Below are 21465 nucleotides of genomic sequence, written 5' to 3'. Positions count from 1 at the left end.
CAGGCTTTTTGTAAGGCCTCTCAAAATACGTTTCTCACTATTGGATCCTAAACATGAACGACCAACCCCGTAACTCTTCCCGCAGTGGCGGACGTGCTGCGCGTCGTGCTGCCCGCGCATCTGCTCTGCCTGATCATCTGCGCCCTATCCGCCCGGGAATGGAGGGCGGACGCTACAAGCCACTGACTCAGCCACAAGTCGAACGCATTCACGAGGCCGCGCTGCAGGCGCTTGAAACCATAGGTCTGGCGGATGCTCCGCAAAGCGGGATCGACTATCTGGTTGGCGCGGGCTGCACACTTGGCGACGACGGACGCATCCGGTTTCCGCGCGCGCTGGTTGAAGACACCATTGCCAAAGCCAACCGCTCGGTCACATTGTTCAGCCGGGATGGTCAAACTGACCTGGAATTGTCGGGGGCAAAGGTTCACTATGGGACCGCCGGTGCCGCTGTCAGTATGGTTGAAGTCAACGGCCGCGAATACCGCGATTCGACTGTGCAGGATCTGCACGATGCCGCGCGGATTTGCCAACAGCTGGACAACATCCATTTTGTCCAACGCCCGATGGTTTGTCGCGATATTTCCGACAATCTCGAGATGGACCTGAACACAATTTACGCTTGTAGTTCTGGTACTTACAAGCATATCGGCACATCATTCACCGATCCTAGTTATGTCGCGCCAGCGATGGAGTTAATCCACATGATCGCAGGCGGTGAAGACAAGTGGCGCGAGCGGCCATTCATCTCGAACTCGAACTGCTTTGTCGTACCGCCCATGAAGTTTGCCACTGAAAGCTGTCAGGTGATGGAGGAATGCATCAAGGCAGGAATGCCTGTTCTTCTTCTTTCGGCCGGAATGGCAGGTGCAACTGCTCCGTCCACAATCGCAGGCGCCATTGCCCAGGCAACTGCAGAATGTCTTGCCGGTTTGGTTTATGTAAATGCCGTAAAGCCAGGTGCCCCGGCGATTTTTGGAACCTGGCCCTTTGGGTTGGACCTTCGGACAGGCGCCATGTCCGTAGGATCAGGTGAACAGGCTCTGCTTAGCGCAGGCTGTGCCCAAATGCACAAGTTTTATGATCTGCCAGGCGGAGCCGCCGCAGGCGCATCGGATTCCAAATTGCCTGATATGCAAGCGGGATGGGAGCAGATGTGCTCGAACGTCATGGCCGGCCTGTCGGGCCTGAACATGGTTTATGAATCCGCTGGAATGCACTCGTCTCTGTTGGGTTTTTGCTTTGAAAGCTTGATCTTAGGGGATGATCTTATCGGACAGGCGATGCGCTGCGTTCGCGGGATCGAAGTATCTGACGAAACACTGGCATTGGATCAGATGGCCGAGGTTTGCCTTGGTGGACCCGGTCACTATTTGGGAACCGATGCCACACTTGGGCGCATGCAGGCCGATTATGTGTATCCCGCACATGGAGATCGAACGTCTCCGAAAGAATGGGTCGAGCTTGGCAAACCTGACTTGATCGAAAAAGCGACCGCGCGAAAACTGGAAATCCTGTCGACCTCTTCGCCAGCACAGTTCGATCCGGCATTGGATGCGCAGATTCGCAGTAAATTCAACATTCACCTACCCAGATAAACACCTAGAAAGGCGGCCAGAATTTTCGTCTGGCCGCCTTGATAATTTGTTGATCAGCCGTTTGTGGATGGCAGCAACCCGGCTTCCTGCGCGATTGCAACTTCATCCTGATCCAGCGCGCCGTCGCCATTTGCATCCATTGCTGCAAATCCGTTTGCGTCAACGTCTGGCACGACGGCCTGAACTTCTTCGATTGTCAGAACGCCGTCCCCATTGGTATCAGCCGCAGACTGCGCGAAAGCCAAAGTCGGCAGAGCAAAAGCAAGTGCGGAAAATGTGACCAGAGTATTCAGTTTCATTGTGATGCCTCCTGATAGAGTTTGTGTGTTTTGTGTCCGGACAAGCATCAAGAACACGCAATCACCACCAGTTGTCAGCCACTGAGTACCATCGCTTTGATTTCGCGCCAAACTCCGCGTGTTTGCCAGAGTCGCATCCGCGGTCTGTCGCTGGGTAAAACTCCCCCAAACACGGTCGGCGGTTCTTGCCCGATGGGAAACAGGCAATATGGCGAGGCTCTGCCGAGTTAACGGCTTTAGGACAAAAAGAAAGGGGGCCGAAGCCCCCTGTCAGTTTCGCCATCCAGGCTCCATTCGTTGACCGCCCGGTGTTTTGTTTGCCTGCGGCCTGGACGTCGCATGGAACGAGCGCACCCGTTCCGTGAAAGAGTGGGAAAGAGCAAATATTCCGCCCCACCCTGTTCCCGGCCAACACGGGCATGTCGGCCGAGTGGACCAAGGCATCGAAGGTAAGTCTCTGCGCCTTGCTCCGTATTCGTCGGGGCCGGTAACTGTGGCAGCTTCCGACCCCTGCGCCCTGGGTTGCCGGGGCGCTTAACTCAGCTACACCCGCTTGTTGAACCGCAGGTGTTGCATTTCATGCAGGTGCCGTTGCGCACCAACGTGTAGTTTCCGCATTCACCGCAAGGATCGCCCTCATAGCCCTGCATCTTGGCTTTGGTGCGGGCATCCATTCCGGTTGCGGCGGCGGATTCAACCACCGGAGCTTCAAAAGTGGCTGCGGTTTCGGCCATGCCGTTCACCACGTTCTGTCCGCCGTTCAGAACCATCAGTTCCTGCGGCATCCGTTTGCGCAAATACCCGGTCGAGCTGATTTGTTTCAGAACTTCCAAAGACTTGGATGCAGCGCTTTCGCTGATCTCGGACACGTTCGAGACACCCTCTTCCTCACCCCGACCCAGATCGTCAAAGCTTGCGCCTTCGGGTTTCACATGGGCCAGATCAGTACGATCAAGGTAGGACACGGCCAGTTCGCGGAAGATGTAATCCAGGATCGACGTCGCATTCTTGATCGAGTCGTTGCCCTGTACCATTCCCGCCGGTTCGAACTTGGTGAAGGTGAAGGCATCCACGAACTCTTCCAGCGGTACGCCATATTGCAGGCCAACCGACACGGCGATGGCAAAGTTGTTCATCATCGCACGGAAGCCAGCGCCTTCCTTGTGCATGTCGATGAAGATCTCACCCAATTGGCCGCCTTCGAACTCGCCCGTGCGCAGGTATACCTTGTGGCCACCCACGATTGCCTTTTGAGTGTAACCCTTGCGGCGATGCGGCAGTTTCTCACGATGGCTGCGGATGATTTCCTTGACGACGACCTTCTCGATGACCTTCTCGGCCAGAACGACGGCTTTTTCCTGCGGCGTCCCGGTTTCCAGAACTTCTGCTGCCTCTTCGTCATCCTCGACCAGCGCGGCTGCCAATGGCTGCGACAGTTTAGAGCCGTCGCGATACAGCGCGTTGGCCTTCACACCCAGCGACCAGGACAGCTCATAAGCTTTCTGGCAATCCTCGATGGTGGCGTCATTCGGCATGTTGATCGTCTTGCTGATCGCACCCGAAATGAAGCTCTGCGCTGCAGCCATCATGGTGATGTGGCTGTCAACACCTAGGAAACGCTTGCCTTTCTTGCCGCACGGGTTGGCACAGTCGAAGATCGAATAATGCTCTTCTTTCAGATGCGGTGCACCTTCCAGCGTCATGGTTCCGCAAACGTGGTCGTTGGCCGCGTCGATATCCGCTTTGGTAAAGCCCAGATGGCGCAGCAGATCGAAGGTCGGGTCATTCAGCTTGGTCGCAGGGATGCCGAGAACACCGGTGCAGAAATCCTCGCCCAGAGTCCACTGGTTGAACACGAAGCGGATGTCGAAGGCGCTTTCCAGTGCGGCATCCACTTTGGCCAGTTCATTGGGGCCAAAGCCATGACCCGTCAGCGAGGTGTGGTTTATCCCCGGAGCGTTGCCGATGGTGCCATGACCAACCGCGTAGCTGACGATCTCTTCAATCTGAGCCGAGGAATACCCCTGCTTTTCCAGCGCTGCAGGCACCGAGCGGTTGATGATTTTGAAATACCCGCCACCGGCCAGTTTCTTGAACTTTACCAAAGCAAAGTCCGGCTCGATCCCAGTGGTGTCGCAATCCATTACCAGACCGATGGTTCCGGTTGGCGCAATCACAGTGGCCTGCGCGTTGCGGTAACCGTTCTGCTCACCCAGGTTCAGCGCTTCGTCCCAAGCTGACATCGCCAGATCAACCAAACGTTTATCCGGGCAGTTGCCATGGTCCAGAGGTACAGGCTTCACTGCCAGTTTCTCATACCCTTCAGTCACACCCTGAGATGCGCGTCGGTGGTTGCGGATGACCCGAAGCATGTTATCGGCGTTGCGCTCATAGCCATTGAACGGACCCAATTCGCCGGCGATCTCGGCCGAGGTTGCATAGGCTACACCGGTCATGATCGCGGTCAGCGCGCCACAGATCGCACGACCTTCGTCCGAGTCATAGCTATAGCCCATATTCATCAGCAGACCGCCGATATTGGCATAGCCCAAACCCAAAGTGCGGAAGTCATAGGACAGCTGCGCGATTTCCTTGGACGGGAACTGCGCCATGGTCACCGAGATTTCCAGCGTTAGGGTCCACAAGCGCGAGGCATGCATATAGTCCACTGCCTGGAACTCATCATCCTTGAGGAAAGTCAGCAAGTTCATCGACGCAAGATTACAGGCCGTATCATCGAGGAACATATATTCCGAACATGGGTTCGATCCGCGAATCTCCCCATCTTTGGGGCATGTATGCCACTCGTTGACTGTGTCGTGAAACTGGATGCCGGGATCGGCGCAGGCCCAGGCCGCGTGGCCAACCTTTTCCCACAGGTCGCGCGCCTTGACGGTCTTGGCGACTTTCCCGTTTGTGCGGTTGATAAGCTCCCAGTCCGCGTCCTTCTCGACAGCGGTCAGGAAGGCGTTGGTTACGCGAATCGAGTTGTTCGAGTTCTGGCCCGAAACCGAGCTGTAGGCTTCCGAATCCCAATCCGTATCGTAGGTCGGGAATTCGATGCTATCGTGGCCCTGCTTGGCGTAATCCAGAACGCGTTTGATGTAAGTCTCTGGTATCGCAACATTTTTCGCCTCGCGAACCGCCTTTTTCAGGCTGTCATTCGTCTTGGGATCATACGCGTCTTCCTGCGCGCCGTCCCAGCTGCGGATGGCCTCGAAAATGCCGTTCAGCATCTTCTCGTGCATCTTCGATCCGGCAACGATCGAGGCCACCTTCTGCTCTTCGATCACCTTCCATTCGATGAATTTCTCGATGTCTGGGTGATCTGCATCGACGATGACCATCTTTGCTGCTCGACGGGTCGTGCCGCCTGATTTAATCGCGCCAGCGGCGCGGTCGCCGATCTTGAGAAAGCCCATCAAACCCGAGGATTTACCGCCACCCGACAGTGCCTCACCCTCGCCACGCAGGTGGCTAAAGTTGGTCCCTGTTCCGCTTCCGTATTTGAACAGGCGCGCCTCGCGGACCCACAGGTCCATAATGCCACCCTCGTTCACCAGATCATCATCTACGGACTGGATGAAACACGCATGCGGCTGCGGATGCTCATAGGCGGATTTCGATTTGGTCAGCTTGCCTGTCTTATAATCGACATAGTGGTGCCCCTGTGCCGGGCCATCGATTCCGTAAGCCCAGTGCAGGCCGGTATTGAACCATTGCGGGCTGTTCGGCGCAGCGCGCTGAGTCGCCAGCATATAACGCATCTCGTCGAAATAGGCGCTCGCGTCATCCTCGGTCGAGAAATAGCCACCTTTCCAGCCCCAATAGGCCCAGGCGCCGGCAAGACGGTCAAACACCTGTTTGGACGAGATTTCGCCCCCAAATTCAGCGTCCTCAGCCGGAACAGAACGCCACAGAAATTCTGGGACATCCTTTTCCTTGACCTTCTTCAGCTTGGTTGGAACGCCTGCCTTGCGGAAATACTTCTGCGCGATGACGTCGCTTGCGACCTGGCTCCAGCTGGTTGGAACCTCGATATCGTCTAGGCGGAAAACGATGGTCCCATCCGGGTTTCGGATTTCTGACGTCGCAGAAGCGAACTTAAGCTCTGCATAAGCATCCTGTCCCGATTTGGTGAATTTTCTTTCAATCTTCATGTCCGCCGCCCTAGATTCAATCAACTTGTCCCTTGGCTTTTGATCCCAATAAACGGACCATCTGCCCTAACCGAAAATCTTGGGCGCAGGAAACCGGCCGCTGCCCGAAGCAGCGTGACCCCGTTCCGACGGACGCACGTAAGTATGATGTGCTCTCCAGCCCTCGCCCTGTGCCACGTTCTGGATTTTCTACCAGATTTAGTGGCAGCACTTTCGGCCTATACAATCTGACGTATTCACACATAGATCGTCAACGGCCTTTTTCCGCCATTTTTGGAATCTTTTATGTTGACCGATCCGCACAGACAAAATGGTGAAAGGCGGTTTCCGATTCCTCCACAGAGTTATCCGCTATGGTTCGCCATCACCTGGCCAAGTCCGCAATACGATTAACCGTTCTTTCCGGCTTACTTATCGGGATTTGATAAACCAGCCTTAAGATGTCTAGGTTGAAATAGAATCAGCATCCGGCCGATTTCGACATTATTCAGAGGTGCGCGTAAAAGCACATCCAACAAAGGGCAGACCGATCAATGACCGCGTTTCGAATAATTTCCCTGTTTGTCCTGATCGTGGCCTGCACACCACAAGAAACGCCCGCCACATCGCGCAGCGCGCAGTTCTCAGCCTTTCCAGACAAGTTGTTTGCTACGTTCGAGACATCTTGCAACGGCCCGGGTGAGGAATTTAGGAAAATCGGAAATCGTCAGTTCGAGTGTCAGGAACTTCTGCCTCCGAAGACCACAGCCTACCTGATTCTCAACTATGACGGCTATCCACAGAACCTACCCAAAAGTGTGACTCGGCTGACCGCCGAAAAAAACGCAGGTGGCTATCTAGTTGAAGCGGATCTGTTTTTTAATGTGCCGCGCGAAACAGGGCCTGCTGCAAAAGTCCCTGTAGAAAGCAAAGAATTGGATAAAACCCTTAGCGCCATCTATCGAACGATGGGTGGGTCGCCATTTTAATTTTTGAAGAAGTGGTCGGGGCGGCAGGATTCGAACCTACGACCCCCTGTACCCAAAACAGGTGCGCTACCAGACTGCGCCACGCCCCGAACCGTGCGCCTTCCTAACCGTGCCGTTCTGATTTGAAAAGCCCTAACAGGGCCAAATCGCCGGACCATGTGAAAAAACTTTGTGCTGGATCTGTGTTCCAGGCGTGATCAGATAACGATCTGCGAGACCAGCGTTGATTTCCAACACCGCGAATACCGAATCGCCCCCTCCGATGGGGGTCAAATCACCGGGAATCGCGTTGTGATGAACTTTCGTTACCATACCCGTCTTATCTATGAAGATCAGGTCCAGAGGAATCAGCGTGTTCTTCATCCAGAACGCAACAGGTTGCGGCGGGTCGAATACAAACAGCATCCCTGAACGTACCGGAAGCGATTCTCGAAACATGAGTCCGCGCGATCGCTCCTGTGGCGACACGGCGAGTTCAATATCAAAGCCGATTTGGGACTTATCATTTTTCAGGCTAACACGATCTGTACGACAGGCGGCTTCTGCGCCACCGGCCCAAAGTAACAAGACGACAGTCAGAACCTTGAAAAGCCCTGCCATGGCAGATCAGTCATCCATAGCTGCTTCCCAGGCCATAACCTGGGCCGCCATCCGACCACGCTGTCCGTCTATGACCCGCATGGCCAATGCTTCACCGGGTTGCAGATCCGCAAGCCCCGAACGGCGTAGAACCTCAATATGCAGGAACACATCCTCGCCACGCCCGAATACATTAGCGAAGCCAAACCCTTTGCCCTTGTCGAACCACTTAACCCGCGCAGCCACCAAAGGAGCCGCTGCAATCTCAACTGGATCAAGTTCAGCAAAATCCGCGAGCATCATCGTATCGGCGCGCGCTGGCGGATCGACGCTGATGACTTCGACAGCTTGCACACCGCGATCAGTGCGATGCGTCATAATTTCGATGCCTGCCCCGTCTGCAACCGAGCTTTGACCGAAATTACGCAAAACGTTTACGTGCAGCAGAATATCCGGCCCACCTTCATCCGATACGACAAAGCCGTATCCTTTGGCAGGGTCGAACCATTTAACGTGTCCTCGGACGCGGTACATGTTGTTCAGATCTTCTGGCACTGTGGTCCCACTGCGTTTTTTTTCACTTTGTTAAGGGTCCGATGTGTATGGGATTGACGCGCAAATTCAAGGTGAAAAATCCCTTTGTTATCTGCGCATTGCAATTCGCGACACGTGAACGTCATGGATTCAACCTCTGAATCTGCCATTCCGAAGCAGCGTCATCCCGGCACCACCTGAACCTGTCATGCAGACGAAATGCGCCGTCTGCCCAGAATTCAATTTCCGTCGGCACAAGCCGGTAACCACCCCAAAATTTAGGGCGCGGAGGGTTAGGGCCAAGCCTTGCTGTCACTTTCGCCACATCCGCCATCAGCGCGGAACGGCTGCTAAGCGGCTGAGATTGCTTGGACGCCCATGCACCAAGCCGACTTTTCAATGACCTGGAGGCATAATATTCATCAGCCTTTGGTCCATCTTCGCGCGTGATTGTACCACGAACGCGGATTTGACGCCGCAAAGATTTCCAATGCATCACGAAGGCCGCCTTGCCAGCATTGTCCAACTCGCCTGCCTTGGCACTTTCGTAATTTGTGTAGAAAACGAAGGCGTCGGCTTCGATCTCTTTCAACAGCACCATTCGTACATTGGGCATACCATCTTCGCCCACGGTTGCCAGTGCAATCGCGTTAGGATCGTTGGGTTCACTCTTCACAGCTTCGCCCAGCCACCGCCCTGCTATTGCAAATGGGTCGGTTCCTGCGAAGATGCCATCACGTTCGCTCATTTCCATCCCCTGGAAACTATTGAGGGATACCCTAGGGCGAGTTCCCGCCACGGGCAAGAGTGCACGGCCTTGAAGCAGACCAGCCAATGGCATAAACCAACGCAACATAACGCGAAGACAGGCGGAGAACCGAACATGTCAAATCAGTTGATGGCCGGAAAGCGCGGCCTCATCATGGGACTGGCCAATGACAAATCAATCGCATGGGGAATCGCCCGCGCCTTGTCCGAGGCCGGGGCCGAGTTAGCATTCTCATATCAAGGGGATGCCTTGAAAAAGCGCGTTGACCCACTGGCGGCACAGCTGGGCAGTGAAATCGTCCTGCCCTGCGATGTCAGCGATGAAGCCTCGATCGACGGATTGTTCGATGCGCTGTCCGAGAAATGGGGAAAGCTGGACTTTGTTGTCCACGCAATCGGTTTTTCAGACAAGAATGAGCTACGCGGGCGCTACGTTGATACGTCGCGGGCGAATTTCAACCTCACGATGGACGTGTCGGTTTATTCCTTTACCGCCGTGATGCAGCGTGCCGAAAAGATGATGACCGAAGGCGGCAGCGCCATCACCCTGACCTATTACGGCGCCGAACAGGTGATGCCGCATTATAATGTCATGGGCGTTGCCAAAGCCGCGCTGGAAGCATCGGTCAAATATCTGGCCGAGGATTTAGGCAAGGACGGCATTCGTGTGAATGCGATCTCGGCCGGGCCGATCAAGACACTGGCCGCCAGCGGTATCGGCGACTTCCGCTATATCATGAAGTGGAACGAATATAACTCACCCCTGCGCCGCAATGTGACCATCGACGATGTGGGCAACTCGGCGCTGTATCTGCTTTCCGATCTAAGCGGCGGTGTCACTGGTGAGAACCTGCATGTGGATTCGGGATACCACATCGTCGGTATGAAAGCCGTTGATGCTCCAGACGTTGAGAAGGGTTGAATCATGAGTGCCAAGGACCGCCTGCCCCACGAAAAAGGCTTTCACATCAGCTGGGATCAGATTCACCGCGATTCCCGAGCGCTCGCTTGGCGGCTGGATGGGCAAGGTCCGAATGATGGGGCCTGGCGTGGCGTCGTTGCCATTACCCGTGGCGGTATGGCACCGGCGATGATTGTCAGCCGCGAGCTGGACATTCGCACAGTCGACACGATCAGCGTGCGCTCCTACCATCATCAGGATCAAGGCGAAGCCGAAGTGCTCAAAGCACCCGACGCTGACCTCATGGGCGACGGCACCGGAATCCTGATTGTCGACGATCTGGTCGACAGTGGCAAAACTCTGGAACTGGTGCGGGCGATGTATCCCAAGGCGCATTTCGCGACTGTTTATGCCAAGCCGAAAGGCCGCCCGATGGTTGACACTTTCATCACCGAAGTCAGCCAGGACACTTGGATTTTCTTCCCGTGGGATATGGCTTTGCAATATGTCGAACCCTACCGGGGCACGGATTGATCCGGCCCAAGCGCAGCAACTGACTGGGGCACTGAGATGACACGGACACGCACCGCCGCCACCTTTCCGCCCCCAGTCATGGAGGCGCGCCGGTGGATCGAAGGCGTGACCTTCCCTGAAGACCGGCCCTTGATAAACGTAAGTCAGGCGGCCCCAGTCGATCCGCCGCCACTTGAGATGCGTCAGGCGATGGCGGCTTATGCGTCGATCGAGGATTCCGCTCATCTCTATGGCCCGGTTCTGGGCAACAGCGCCCTCAGGTCTGAGCTGGCCAGCCAGATTTCGGATCATTATGGCGCACCTGTCGTACAGGAACAGGTTGCCATTACTTCTGGCTGCAATCAGGCCTTCGCCGCTGCGATTTCCTCCATCACAGACCAAGGGGATGAAGTCATTCTGCCCACGCCGTGGTATTTCAACCATAAAATGTGGCTGGATATGACAGGTGTTAACGCCATTGATCTGAGAACTGATGATGGACTGTTGCCAGAGGTGAACGCGGCGCGGGATTTGATAACGGATAAGACCCGCGCCATTGCTCTGGTCACCCCGAACAATCCCGGCGGTGTCGAATACCCGGCTGAGCTGCTGCGCGCGTTTTTCGAACTGTCGCGCGAAACCGGAATTAAGCTTTTGGTTGATGAGACCTACCGCGATTTCGACAGCCGCAGCGGCCCGCCCCATGATCTGTTCGCTCAGCCGGGCTGGGATGACACTCTGATTCATCTATATTCGTTTTCAAAGGCCTACCGTCTGACCGGTCACAGAGTAGGTGCTGTTGCGACCAGTCCGTCGCTGCTGTCTGAGATTGAGAAATTTCTGGATACCGTCGCGATCTGTCCAAACCAAATCGGTCAGTTTGGTGCGCTTTGGGGGATGCAAAACCTGTCGCAATGGCTGGCCGATGAACGAAGGGAAATCCTCGACCGTCGCGCTGTCATTACAAGACAACTTCCCAAACTGACCGGTAAAGGATGGCGGTTGCTTGGGTTGGGCGCCTATTTTGCCTATTTCGAACACCCGTTTGACATCTCTTCAGATGATTTAGCCCGTCAGCTGGTCACGGATGCCAGCATTCTGTTGCTTCCAGGCACGATGTTCATGCCCGATCACGACCCGGCCGGAAAACGACAGGTCCGCATCGCATTTGCCAATCTTGATCGCAACGGAATTACGGTATTGTTTGACCGCCTGCACGCTCTCTCCTTCTAAGCTTGCCCCCCGGCGGTGCGCGTCGTATTCAGGGCCGCAACCGACAGGGCAAATACTTGCCGAATAAAACAAGAGGGCACCATGGCCGCAGGCATGAAAAATCTATCAAAGACCTTTGTCTGGATCCTCATGGGTCTTTTGATGCTGGGCCTTGCAGGATTTGGCGCCACCAGCCTGACTGGAACTGTGCGCACTGTCGCACAGGTGGGCAACGAAGATATCTCGATTGACGATTACGTCCGCGAACTTCAGCGCGAAATCCGCGCGGTCGAAAGCCAGACCGGCCAGCCCCTGCAAATGTCACAGGCCCGCGATTTTGGCTTGGACCAGCTGGCTCTGTCGCGCCTCACCGCTCTGGCTGCTTTGGATAACGAAGTTGGTCTGCTGGGTATTTCGATCGGCGATGAAAATTTGCAGGAAGAAATCGTCTCGATCCCTGCGTTTCAGGGGCCTGATGGTTCTTTCGACCGTGAGGCATATCGCTTTCAGCTTGAACAGGTTGGCATGACCGACACCGAGTTTGAAACCGATCTGAGGAAAGAATCTGCGCGGACCATCGTGCAGGATGCCGTGGTCAGCGGAGTAGAAATGCCCTCAATCCTGACTGAAGTTCTGACAGATTTTGTCGGTGCCCGCCGCAGCTTTACTGTTGCAACCGTTTCGCCCGAAGCTTTGGCAGAGCCGGTTGCAACCCCAACCGATGAACAAATCCAGGCCTATTACGACGAGAACCAGGACCAGTTTTCTCTGCCCCGCACCAAAAAACTGACCTATACGATTCTGTCGCCCAATATGCTGCTGGATAGTGTCGAGGTGGACGAAGATTCAGTTCTCCGGCTTTTCGAACAGCGCGCAGACGAGTTTCAGCAACCCGAACGCCGCCTTGTTGAACGCCTTTCTTTTTCTGATGACGCCGCTGCGCAAGATGCCATGGCACAGATTGAAGTTGGCGGGACAACCTTCGAACAACTTGTCCGTGACCGTGAGCTTGAGCTGAGCGACGTGGATCTGGGCGACGTTACCCGCGACGACCTAGGCGATGCGGCCGAGGCCATTTTCGCGGCTGAACTGGACACTGTTGTTGGACCTCTGCCCTCGGTATTCGGCCCTGCCCTTTTCCGTATCAACGGCTCGCTGGCTGAGAACAACACTCCCTTCGAAGACGCCGCCCCAGCTCTGCGCGAAGAGTTGGCCGCAGACCGTGCGCGCCGCCAGATCGAGGCTCAGTCCGAAGACATCAATGACCTGCTTGCAGGCGGGGCAACACTTGAGGAGTTGGCAGCCGAGACTGGGATGGAGCTGGGACAGATCGACTGGACTCGCGCCAGTCAGGATGGCGTGGCCGCATATGACGGTTTCCGCAGTGCAGCCGAAGCCGTGCAAGACGGAGATTTTCCCGAGATTGCATTCCTTGAGGACGGTTCGATCTTTGCGCTGCGCCTGAACGAAACGTTGCCTCGTCGGCCTGAACCGCTGGAATCAGCGCGTGATCGTGTTGCGGTGGCCTGGACACAGGTTCAAACTGACAAAGCGTTGGAAGACCACGCGAATGCCGTGTTGGAGCAGTTGCAGGAGAACGGGGATTTCACCACGACCGGCCTACCTCACCGCGTGGAAAACGCTCTGACACGTACTGCATTTCTAGAAGATGTACCCTCAGGTTTCATGCCGGAAGTGTTCGACATGGAATTAGGAAGCTATCGCGTCGTTCCCGGTGCCGGGGTCGCGTTGATCGTTCGACTTGACGAATTGTTGCCCCCTGCCGAGACCGATGAACGCCGTCAGGTTCAACAAGCGCTGGCCGCTCAGCTGAATCAGGCTCTGGCACAGAACATTTTCGATGCCTATGTTCGCGACGCCCAGGCCCGCGCCCGTCCTGTGGTGGATCAGCAAGCACTGAACGCCGTTCAGGCGAGCTATTAATTAAGAGACCGAATATGGCCCTGACCCCCGAGTTTGACAGCTTCGCCCGTGCTTATGAGGCCGGCGAGAACCAGGTCGTTTACACCCGTCTGGCAGCCGATCTTGATACGCCTGTCTCCTTGATGCTGAAACTGACCGGCGCGCAAAAAGACGCCTTTATGCTCGAGTCGGTAACTGGTGGCGAGGTCCGCGGACGGTATTCGATCATCGGTATGAAACCCGACCTGATCTGGCGCTGTCGCGCTGAGACCTCGGAACTGAACCGCTCGGCCCGGTTCGACCCGGACGCTTTCACGGCGCAGGATGGCGATCCGATGGACAACCTTCGGACGCTTCTGGCCGAAAGCCGGATTGAGCTGCCTGACGACCTTCCACAAGCTGCGGCGGGACTATTTGGCTATCTCGGTTATGACATGGTGCGCTTGGTCGAGCATCTGCCGAACATCAACCCCGACCCTCTGGGCCTGCCGGATGCTGTCATGCTGCGTCCTTCTGTCGTCGCGGTTCTGGATGGTGTGAAGGGCGAAGTCACGGTCGTTTCCCCCGCCTGGGTCAGCGATGGCCAGTCAGCCAAGGCTGCGTATGCCCAGGCCGCCGAGCGCGTCATGGACGCAGTGCGCGATCTGGAGCGGGCGATGCCTGCTGAAACACGCGACCTTGGCGATGCGTACGAAGTCGCTCCACCCGTCTCGAATTTTACCAAGTCCGGCTATCTGGAAGCAGTCGAGAAAGCCAAGGAATACATTCGAGCTGGCGATATCTTTCAGGTAGTGCCAGCGCAACGCTGGACGCAGGATTTCCCGCTGCCTCCATTTGCGCTGTACCGGTCGCTTCGGCGAACAAACCCGTCGCCCTTCATGTTCTATTTTAACTTTGGCGGGTTTCAGGTGATCGGCGCCAGCCCGGAAATCCTGGTGCGCGTGTTTGGCAATGAAGTCACCATACGACCCATCGCCGGGACGCGTCCACGTGGAGCGACCCCGGAAGAGGACAAAGCTTACGAGATTGAATTGCTGGCCGACAAGAAAGAACTGGCCGAACATCTGATGCTGTTGGATCTAGGCCGCAATGACACCGGGCGGGTTTCAAAGATCGGAACGGTGCGCCCGACCGAAGAGTTCATCATTGAACGGTACAGCCATGTTATGCACATCGTTTCAAACGTTGTGGGTGAGCTGGCCGAGGGTAAGGATGCGCTGGACGCCTTTTTTGCGGGAATGCCTGCGGGGACGGTCTCGGGCGCGCCCAAGGTACGAGCCATGGAAATCATTGATGAGCTTGAGCCGGAAAAACGCGGTGTCTACGGCGGCGGCGTCGGCTATTTCAGCGCCGGCGGAGACATGGACATGTGTATCGCCCTGCGAACGGCCATCGTTCAGGATCAAAAGCTATATATTCAGGCCGGTGGTGGCGTTGTGTATGATAGCGATCCAGAGGCTGAATTCATGGAAACCGTCCACAAGTCCAACGCCATCAGACGCGCTGCGGCTGACGCGGCCCGATTTACGCTGTCCGGCAAGAATTGATAAAGGCAGCCCGTCTGGGCTGCCTGTTTCGGGGAAGGATGTGATCGGGCTTATTGCGCCCCTTGCATCATCACCGCCGAAATAGGCGCCATTGCAACGCGGCCTCCGCGATCTTCCAGACCCCAAAGCAGCAAGGCCGATATGGTATCCGGGCGCAACCGGCCCAACATGACAACAGTGCCCTCCTGCCCGGCCCGGAACGCAGCCTGGTCCAGGAAACGTCGCATGATTTTTGCATCCTGCCGCGCGCCGTCGATATCCCTGAAAATTACCGCAGACGGAATTCCATTACGGGAGGCCAACTTCTGTACCGTGTTGAGCCCGTTATCCTGAGTGATCAGTCCTCGACCCGTTCCACCGGCGATGGCGGCGACCTGATCCGCCAGTTTCCGGTTACCTTGGATGCCGGATCCATCACCTTCAAGAATTCCTACCGTTTCGGGCAACGCTTCAAGCCACACCGAAAGCGATACCTCAGCATCCTGTGCGCTGGCCGCCTTGGGCAGGTCAGCAGTGACCATCACTTCGAACCCGGCCGCCCGATGTCGAGCCATTTTCTCAGCTGCATCGGGGTCTGATGGGCGCACCGCAAACGTAAGCGGATATGGGAAATCCTGAAGCGCCTCGGCGCCATATGCACCCTCATCGTCAATCAGAATGATCGACATGAGGGGTTTGGAATCCGGATTGTCAAACTTCTCTGCGAAGGCCTCGATCGGTTTACCTACAGGAACCTCTTCCTGCGGATCTTGGGCTGCTTCATCATCTCGTTCAGTCAAAGGCACTACACGACGCCCGATAGTGGTATTTCCCGACGAGTTGTCCTCTGCGCCGATCTGCGGAACCGAGGCGATACGCGGTAGAGGCTGACTGGGCAGCGTGTCCTCGTCCCCTTCCACTGCGATTGGGCTATCCTCCGGATTCACCTCCAGCTCGATTGATTCCGAAGGCGAGACTTCGGGCAAGGGCTCGGCAAGAGCAACCTGATCAGCCGGTGGCTCAGGGGCATCTTCTGCGGCATCTGGGCTGAGGTCGGCAAGCGGCGCAGGCTGAACGGGGACAGGCATTCGCGGAACGACCGGGGCCTCACTCGAGATGCTTACGGAATCCGCCTCGCTCGGCGTCGGCGCTTCGACCGGAACGCTTACGTCATTCACTACCGGCTGGCTGTCCGGGGCGTTCTCTGCTTCGGATAAACCGGCCAGAGAATCCTCTTCTTCGACTTCATTCTCGGGCGTCTGCGCAGGGAGTTTGAGCAGATCGGCATCTGCACCCGCCTCAGCGACAACCTCGGAGCTCTCCGACGTCTGCACCGGTGCAGGTTCTGGTGCGACTGTCGCTATGGACGGCTTTTTCGACAGCGGCGCGTTGAGCGATAAGACTGCCCCCAGCACCACAACGACAACTGCGCCTGCGATCATTCCGCCGACAAATCCGCCCATAATATTTGCCTCTCGCCTTAGTCCTGCTGCCTTGCCCTTGCACCATCTGTTGTGGCACCTGCCTGCAGGACCGCCAAGTTCGGGATGCACCCTTGACGCTGCCCCACAAGCCTGAGCATGTATGTGCCAACACTATACCGTGGCCTTGGGTTGCATCGCCAGCCCGAAATGACCAACACGAGACAAGAGCCAAATGCTGCTGCTGATCGACAACTACGACTCATTTACCTACAACCTCGTACATTATTTAGGCGAACTTGGCTCGGAAATGGTCATTCGAAGGAATGACGCGCTGGACGTGCAAGAAGCGATGGCCATGAACCCCGCTGGCATCCTGCTCAGCCCTGGCCCTTGCGACCCTGACCGGGCAGGCATTTGCCTTGCCCTGACCGAGGCAGCCGCCGAAACACGGACGCCTTTGTTGGGTGTCTGCCTTGGCCATCAGACCATAGGTCAGGTTTTCGGTGGAAAAGTCACGCGTTGCCATGAGATTGTGCATGGCAAAATGGGAACAATGCACCACACCGGTAAAGGTGTGTTCGCGGGCCTGCCCACGCCGTTTGAGGCGACGCGCTATCATTCGCTGATTGTGGATCGCGATACCCTGCCCGATTGCCTGGAGATTACGGCGGAATTGGAAGATGGCACCATAATGGGCCTCCAGCACCGCGAACTGCCCATTCATGGCGTACAGTTCCACCCGGAATCCATCGCTTCCGAGCACGGCCACGCGTTGCTCAAGAATTTCCTGTCCGAGATGAAAGTTCCCGCATGAGCGACGCCCTGAAACCGCTGATCGGAGTTGCCGCCGACCGCCCCCTGACACGCGCCGAAGCGGAAGAAGCCTTTGGGATCCTGTTTGACGGCGCCGCAACACCCAGCCAAATCGGCGGACTTTTGATGGCCATGCGCACACGCGGTGAGACCGTCGATGAATATGCCGCCGCCGCTGCCGTGATGCGTGCAAAATGCAATGCAGTTCAGGCACCAGCTGGCGCGATAGATATTGTGGGCACCGGCGGTGACGGCAAGGGAACGCTGAATATCTCGACAGCGACCGCCTTTGTGGTTGCAGGTGCCGGTGTCACCGTGGCCAAACACGGCAACCGGAACCTGAGTTCTAAATCCGGAGCCGCAGATGCGCTAGGTCAGCTGGGTATCAACGTTATGGTCGGCCCGCAAACCGTTGAAAATGCACTGCAAGATGTCGGCATCGGATTCATGATGGCCCCTATGCATCACCCGGCGATTGCGCATGTCATGCCCACCCGGCAAGAGCTTGGGACACGGACGATCTTTAACATTCTCGGTCCGCTGACCAATCCGGCAGGCGTCAAGCGGCAGTTGACCGGAGCCTTTAGCCGAGAGTTGATCCGCCCGATGGCCGAAACGTTGGGCCTGCTTGGGTCCGAACGCGCATGGCTGGTGCACGGATCGGACGGCACAGACGAATTGACCATCACGGGTATCAGTTGGATTGCGGCCCTCGAAGACGGCACAATCAAAGAGGTCGAGCTTCACCCCGAAGATGCAGGGCTGCCGGTACATCCCTTCGAGGACATTCTCGGCGGAACCCCCGAAGAAAACGCAGTAGCCTTCCGAGCTCTTCTAGACGGTGAGGCCTCTGCCTATCGCGATGCGGTATTGTTGAATGCCGCAGCGGCCCTGGTCGTCGCAGAGGCCGCTGCTGATCTGCGCGAAGGTGTCGCAAAAGCCGCTGAAAGTATCGACAGCGGAAAAGCCAAAGACAAGATCGCGGCCCTGGCCCGCATTACACAGGAGGCCGCATGACCGAAACGGTTCTGGACAAAATCAAAGCTTACAAGCTCGAAGAAGTCGCTTCGGACAAGGCCAATAAGTCTCTGGAAGCTGTTGAAAACGAAGCAAGATCAGCCTCTGAACCACGCGGATTCGCATCAGCCTTGCAAATGGCTGTACGTACTGGGTACGGGCTAATTGCAGAAGTCAAAAAAGCCAGCCCCTCCAAAGGTCTGATCCGCGCTGACTTTGATCCATCAGCACTTGCACAGGCTTACGAAGAAGGTGGCGCTGCCTGCCTTTCCGTGTTGACCGACACGCCCAGCTTTCAGGGTGCCAAAGAGTTTCTGGTTCAGGCACGCGCAGCCTGTTCTTTGCCGGTTCTACGCAAAGATTTCATGTACGATCCCTATCAGGTGGCCGAAGCCCGCGCTCTTGGGGCGGATTGTATTCTGATCATCATGGCATCGGTTGATGACAGCCAGGCGTCTGAGTTGGAACAGACCGCCTTTGACTGGGGCATGGACGTTCTGATTGAAGTTCATGATGAAGCCGAGCTGGAACGTGCAACGCAGCTCAAAAGCCCGTTGATTGGGATAAACAACCGTAATCTCAAGACCTTCGAGACCACTCTTGATACGACACGCCGCCTGTCAAAACTTGTACCCGCTGACCGGACCATCGTTTGCGAAAGCGGGTTGAGCACTCCAGCAGACTTGGCCGATATCGCCCGTTTCGGTGCGCGTTGTTTTCTAATTGGCGAGAGCCTGATGCGTCAGGATGACGTCGCAGCAGCGACACACGATCTGCTGTCGCGTCCGCTCAGCCCGGGTGTGATGTAATGCCGCTGACTCACTTCGATGCCCAGGGACAGGCTCATATGGTCGATGTGTCGAACAAGCCCATCACGGATCGTGTCGCCGTCGCAGCGGCTCATATCACGATGGCACAAGATACGTTCGACTTGATCGCAGAAGGTCGCGCCAAAAAAGGTGACGTCTTGGGGGTTGCACGTCTGGCCGGTATCATGGGGGCAAAGAAAACACCCGATCTGATCCCACTATGTCACCCACTGCCAGTGACCAAAGTTACCGTAGACCTGACACTGGACCCAGAATTACCCGGCATACAGGTACAGGCAACCGTCAAGACATCTGGTCAAACCGGCGTGGAAATGGAGGCGCTGACAGCGGCCTCAACTGCCGCACTGACCATATACGACATGGCCAAAGCCGTCGATAAGGCAATGGAAATTGGCGGCATTCGCGTCTTGCTAAAAGATGGTGGTAAATCAGGTCGTTACGAGGCGAAATGATAACCGTTGAAAGCGCCCGGGCGCAGCTATTCGATCTTGTAAACACCCTCCCCTCCGAGCCGGCTCCCTTGATGGATGCGGCGGGTAGAGTACTGGCCGAGGATGTAGCAGCCACACGCGATCAGCCGCCATTCGCTTCGTCTTCGATGGATGGCTACGCGGTAAAATCGACCGAGGTAGAGCCGCACGCCATGTTCAAAGTCATTGGCGAGGCTGCGGCCGGTCGGCGATTTGACGGTCAGGTTGGACCCGGACAGGCGGTTCGGATCTTCACTGGCGCCCCTATTCCTGAAGGTGCAGATTTTGTTGTCATTCAAGAGGATGTTGATCGCCGAGGTGACCTAATCACCATTTCTGATCTGCCGGGCCCTAAATCCAACATTCGTCCAAAAGGCGTCGATTTCGAAATTGGCGCCAAGATTACGGCTCCACGTCGTTTGAGCCCCGAGGATCTGGCGCTTTTGGCGGCGATGAATATCCCCATGGTGCCGGTTGCACGTAAACCCGTGGTCGCGCTGATCGCAACCGGGGATGAATTGATCATGCCCGGCGAAACACCGGGACCGGATCAGATAATCGCCTCAAACACCTTTGGTATCAAAGCCTTGCTAGAGGATGTTGGAGCGCATGTGCGGGTTCTGCCCATCGCCTCTGACACGGTTTCGTCCCTCGAGACCGCCTTTGCCCTAGCAGCCGACGTTGATTTGGTGGTTACGATCGGCGGTGCCTCGGTTGGGGATTATGATCTTGTCTCTCAGGTCTCCACCGCACTGGGGTTGGAGCGGAGTTTTTACAAAATCCGCATGCGCCCGGGCAAACCGCTGATGGCCGGTCGCTTGGGCGATAGCGTGATGGTTGGACTTCCGGGTAATCCGGTCAGCGCAATGGTTTGCAGCTATCTGTTTCTTGCCCCGATGATCCGTAAGATGCTGGGCCTGGAACAGGTTCTGACCCCGCTTCAAAGCGCCAATTTAACTGAGGCTATCCCAGCGAATGGGCCGCGCGAGCATTACATGCGCGCTATCGTGACTGGTGATAGAATTAAAGCCTGCCAAAATCAGGACAGCTCGCTGCTCAGCGTGCTTGCCGAAGCAAACGCGCTTTTGGTTCGGCAACCCAATGACCCGGCACGCCTGGCCGGAGACGAAGTGATGTTCCTTCCGATCTGAGTCCCTACAAGATCATTGACACAAAACGTGAACATGCGTAGAACAAAAGAAAACGCATGAGCGACGAGGTGTGAGCAATGCTGACCAAGAAGCAGTTGGATTTGTTGGAGTTCATCCATAAACGCGTTCAGGCGGATGGCGTCCCCCCAAGTTTCGATGAAATGAAAGCTGCGCTGGACCTGCGGTCCAAATCCGGCATCCATCGGTTGATCACAGCGCTTGAAGAACGCGGCTTTATCCGTCGTCTGGCCCATCGTGCCCGTGCCATCGAAATCGTCAAACTTCCTGAAAGCCTGGGAGGAGAGCCAACAGTCGCTTTCAAACCCCGTGTTATCGAAGGTGACAAGCCCGAAGGCAGACGCCCCGCGAATTTCGAACCAGTGACCGTAGACGCAATGGAATTGCCGGTCATGGGACGCATCGCAGCAGGTGTTCCGATCGAGGCGATCAGCCATGTCTCGCACCGCGTTGCCGTCCCCGGAAGCATGGTTTCCGGCAGAGGCGAGCACTACGCACTTGAAGTACGCGGCGATTCGATGATTGACGCTGGCATCAACGACGGCGATGTGGTCGTCATCCGCGAAACCTCTGCGGCTGATAATGGTGATATCGTTGTCGCGCTGGTCGAAGATCAGGAAGCAACGCTCAAACGGTTCTTTCGGAGAGGTCAGGCGATAGCGCTTGAGGCTGCCAACCCGGCCTATGAAACGCGTGTACTGCCCGAAGATAAGGTCAAGGTTCAGGGCCGTTTGGTTGGGCTCATCCGAAGCTATTGATCT

At 56.3% G+C, this 21465-nt stretch carries 19 protein-coding genes and 1 tRNA gene; 13 read left to right on the top strand and 7 right to left on the bottom strand.

Annotation, left to right across the window (positions count from 1 at the left end):
• The first annotated feature begins 53 nt into the window (after positions 1 to 53).
• Positions 54 to 1598 carry a trimethylamine methyltransferase family protein gene (locus FN806_RS02370; RefSeq protein WP_142633641.1) on the top strand — a complete coding sequence of 515 codons (1545 nt, stop codon included), beginning with the start codon at positions 54 to 56 and terminating at the stop codon, positions 1596 to 1598.
• A 53-nt stretch (positions 1599 to 1651) separates the two neighbouring features.
• On the opposite strand, the gene FN806_RS02365 is transcribed toward FN806_RS02370, so the two are convergent.
• Both FN806_RS02365 and FN806_RS02360 read right to left on the bottom strand, forming a co-directional pair.
• On the bottom strand, positions 1652 to 1897 hold the full coding sequence (locus FN806_RS02365; RefSeq protein ID WP_142633639.1) for an EF-hand domain-containing protein: 246 nt from the start codon (positions 1895 to 1897) through the stop codon (positions 1652 to 1654).
• A 539-nt stretch (positions 1898 to 2436) separates the two neighbouring features.
• Complete coding sequence (locus tag FN806_RS02360) at positions 2437 to 6057, bottom strand: vitamin B12-dependent ribonucleotide reductase (RefSeq protein ID WP_142633637.1); 3621 nt, start codon at positions 6055 to 6057, stop codon at positions 2437 to 2439.
• A gap of 533 nt (positions 6058 to 6590) precedes the next feature.
• Here FN806_RS02360 and FN806_RS02355 point away from each other — a divergent pair.
• Positions 6591 to 7025 carry a hypothetical protein gene (locus FN806_RS02355; RefSeq protein WP_142633634.1) on the top strand — a complete coding sequence of 145 codons (435 nt, stop codon included), beginning with the start codon at positions 6591 to 6593 and terminating at the stop codon, positions 7023 to 7025.
• Positions 7026 to 7037: 12 nt separating this feature from the next.
• Here the strand turns inward: FN806_RS02355 and FN806_RS02350 are convergent.
• The 4 genes from FN806_RS02350 to pdxH form a co-directional block, all read right to left on the bottom strand.
• Positions 7038 to 7114, bottom strand: a tRNA-Pro gene (locus FN806_RS02350).
• A 43-nt stretch (positions 7115 to 7157) separates the two neighbouring features.
• Positions 7158 to 7625 (bottom strand): DUF192 domain-containing protein, encoded by a 468-nt coding sequence (locus FN806_RS02345; protein WP_142633632.1) that lies wholly within the window; start codon positions 7623 to 7625, stop codon positions 7158 to 7160.
• Positions 7626 to 7631: 6 nt separating this feature from the next.
• The gene (locus FN806_RS02340) at positions 7632 to 8138 is read right to left on the bottom strand and encodes a cold-shock protein (protein ID WP_282021219.1); all 507 of its coding nucleotides are present in this window, start codon (positions 8136 to 8138) and stop codon (positions 7632 to 7634) included.
• Positions 8139 to 8280: 142 nt separating this feature from the next.
• Complete coding sequence (gene pdxH, locus FN806_RS02335; RefSeq protein ID WP_142633627.1) at positions 8281 to 8886, bottom strand: pyridoxamine 5'-phosphate oxidase; 606 nt, start codon at positions 8884 to 8886, stop codon at positions 8281 to 8283.
• 135 nt (positions 8887 to 9021) lie between these two features.
• Here pdxH and fabI point away from each other — a divergent pair, with 135 nt between their 5' ends.
• The 5 genes from fabI (at position 9022) to trpE (ending at position 15002) form a co-directional block, all read left to right on the top strand.
• Positions 9022 to 9828, top strand: a complete 807-nt coding sequence (fabI, locus tag FN806_RS02330) for an enoyl-ACP reductase FabI (protein WP_142633624.1) — start codon at positions 9022 to 9024, stop codon at positions 9826 to 9828.
• Positions 9829 to 9831: 3 nt separating this feature from the next.
• Complete coding sequence (gpt, locus tag FN806_RS02325) at positions 9832 to 10341, top strand: xanthine phosphoribosyltransferase (protein ID WP_142633622.1); 510 nt, start codon at positions 9832 to 9834, stop codon at positions 10339 to 10341.
• 36 nt (positions 10342 to 10377) lie between these two features.
• Positions 10378 to 11553: an aminotransferase gene (locus tag FN806_RS02320; RefSeq protein WP_142633620.1), complete on the top strand. Its 1176-nt coding sequence runs from the start codon at positions 10378 to 10380 to the stop codon at positions 11551 to 11553.
• Between the two features lie 81 nt (positions 11554 to 11634).
• Positions 11635 to 13476 carry a peptidylprolyl isomerase gene (locus FN806_RS02315; RefSeq protein WP_142633618.1) on the top strand — a complete coding sequence of 614 codons (1842 nt, stop codon included), beginning with the start codon at positions 11635 to 11637 and terminating at the stop codon, positions 13474 to 13476.
• A gap of 14 nt (positions 13477 to 13490) precedes the next feature.
• The gene (trpE, locus tag FN806_RS02310; protein ID WP_142633617.1) at positions 13491 to 15002 is read left to right on the top strand and encodes an anthranilate synthase component I; all 1512 of its coding nucleotides are present in this window, start codon (positions 13491 to 13493) and stop codon (positions 15000 to 15002) included.
• Between the two features lie 50 nt (positions 15003 to 15052).
• Here trpE and FN806_RS02305 read toward each other — a convergent pair whose 3' ends face one another.
• Positions 15053 to 16444 (bottom strand): divergent polysaccharide deacetylase family protein, encoded by a 1392-nt coding sequence (locus tag FN806_RS02305; protein WP_142633615.1) that lies wholly within the window; start codon positions 16442 to 16444, stop codon positions 15053 to 15055.
• A 193-nt stretch (positions 16445 to 16637) separates the two neighbouring features.
• On the opposite strand from FN806_RS02305, the gene FN806_RS02300 reads away from it, so the two are divergent.
• The 6 genes from FN806_RS02300 (at position 16638) to lexA (ending at position 21462) form a co-directional block, all read left to right on the top strand.
• A complete protein-coding gene (locus tag FN806_RS02300) occupies positions 16638 to 17219 on the top strand; it encodes an anthranilate synthase component II (RefSeq protein WP_142633613.1) in 582 nt (193 codons plus the stop codon).
• Positions 17216 to 18235, top strand: coding sequence for an anthranilate phosphoribosyltransferase (gene trpD, locus FN806_RS02295; protein WP_142633610.1), 1020 nt, complete (start codon positions 17216 to 17218; stop codon positions 18233 to 18235). Before FN806_RS02300 ends, trpD begins: the two co-directional genes overlap by 4 nt.
• A complete protein-coding gene (gene trpC, locus FN806_RS02290; protein ID WP_142633609.1) occupies positions 18232 to 19044 on the top strand; it encodes an indole-3-glycerol phosphate synthase TrpC in 813 nt (270 codons plus the stop codon). Before trpD ends, trpC begins: the two co-directional genes overlap by 4 nt.
• Entirely contained in the window at positions 19044 to 19517 is a 474-nt protein-coding gene (moaC, locus tag FN806_RS02285) for a cyclic pyranopterin monophosphate synthase MoaC (protein WP_142633607.1), read from the top strand. Before trpC ends, moaC begins: the two co-directional genes overlap by 1 nt.
• Positions 19514 to 20686 (top strand): molybdopterin molybdotransferase MoeA, encoded by a 1173-nt coding sequence (locus FN806_RS02280; RefSeq protein WP_142633605.1) that lies wholly within the window; start codon positions 19514 to 19516, stop codon positions 20684 to 20686. Before moaC ends, FN806_RS02280 begins: the two co-directional genes overlap by 4 nt.
• A 77-nt stretch (positions 20687 to 20763) precedes the next feature.
• Positions 20764 to 21462, top strand: coding sequence for a transcriptional repressor LexA (gene lexA / locus FN806_RS02275; protein WP_142633603.1), 699 nt, complete (start codon positions 20764 to 20766; stop codon positions 21460 to 21462).
• Positions 21463 to 21465: the final 3 nt, after the last annotated feature.

This window comes from Ruegeria faecimaris (genome assembly GCF_900182615.1).
Taxonomy (GTDB): domain Bacteria; phylum Pseudomonadota; class Alphaproteobacteria; order Rhodobacterales; family Rhodobacteraceae; genus Ruegeria; species Ruegeria faecimaris.
Note: the sequence above shows the minus strand (reverse complement) of the source record. Positions and strands in the feature narration are given on the sequence as shown.